Origin of the sequence: Butyricimonas hominis (assembly GCF_014287455.1) — a bacterium.
Lineage (GTDB): Bacteria > Bacteroidota > Bacteroidia > Bacteroidales > Marinifilaceae > Butyricimonas > Butyricimonas muris.
In genome coordinates this window covers 1-1076 of sequence record NZ_JACOOH010000044.1, presented here as the reverse complement: position 1 = coordinate 1076, position 1076 = coordinate 1, and the positions used below count along the sequence as shown (strand labels likewise).

Here is a 1076-nt window from a genome sequence, read left to right as displayed (position 1 = left end):
CGCAAGCGGGACGAGATACCCGAACTGACCGCCTACTGCGATGCGCTCCACTGGATGCGACCGGGACGGCAGTACCTCTGCAACGTGTACAACACGGTATGCCACGCTTTCCACCTGCTGCGGAGAAACCCGGTAAGGGGCAACCGACTGCTGGTGACGGAAAAGGAACTGCGCCACGCCGAACGGATGCTGCCGGAACTGGGCAGGCAGACGTTCACCGAAATGGTACGTCTGAAAGGCTACATGGTCTATGATGCCGAGAAACTGGCGGACAAATGCGGCATGGAATACGGCTCGTTCCGGCGAAAGGTAAAGAAAATGACCGGGTACACGGCTAAGGAATGGGTGATAAAGGAACGGGTAAAGGACGTGGAACACTACCTGTTGAACACAAACCTCACGCTTACCGAAGTGGCGTTCACCACCGGGTTCGCATCGACATCGAACCTGAACGACTTCTGCAAGGCGTATCTTTTAGATACCCCCGGAGAAATACGCAGAAAAGCGCAGGAAACAAGAAAATGCACAGTTACAAGAACGTAATGTGAAAAATCAAGAATAAAACTGATTTTTTATGCCCGTAACTTTGTGCTTCATAAAAGATAAGCACAAGGTTATGGAACATAAGATACCGTTGGAAACATACTTCGCCGGACTGCTTCAAAAAGTGGAATGGCAGATACAGGAATACGAGGACACAGCAGCGGACACGCTGACGCTCTGCCGCCTATGCGTGGACTACCTGCAAGAGATACTGGGCGAACTCAAAACCTTTATAATCTCCTACCCGTTCGCCAGCACGGAAGAAGAAATACACTTCTTCAAGGAACTGAAACCGCTTTTAGCGAGCAAAATCATCTATTACAATACCGTTTACAAGATAGAGGTGCGCTTCCCCAGCGGCAGCGAGGACGTGCAGCGGGACTACCTGCTGTCGGAAACCGACCGGATTTCAAGGTCGTTCCAGCGGAACTTGGCGTTCTACCAGTACCACCGAACGAAAGCCACCTACTTGGACAGGCAGTATTTCATACGTGGGAAGCCTGACATACAAATCATCGTGGACAGTTTCTATT

General features: G+C 50.8%; 2 protein-coding genes. Both read left to right on the top strand.

Features of this window, described 5'->3' with window-relative positions; genetic code table 11:
• On the top strand, positions 1-543 hold a 543-nt coding region (locus H8S64_RS22095), incomplete at its 5' end, for a helix-turn-helix domain-containing protein (protein WP_186978723.1).
• A gap of 31 nt (positions 544-574) precedes the next feature.
• Positions 575-1076 (top strand): RteC domain-containing protein (locus H8S64_RS22090; RefSeq protein WP_186978722.1); only part of this gene is annotated, 502 nt, incomplete at its 3' end.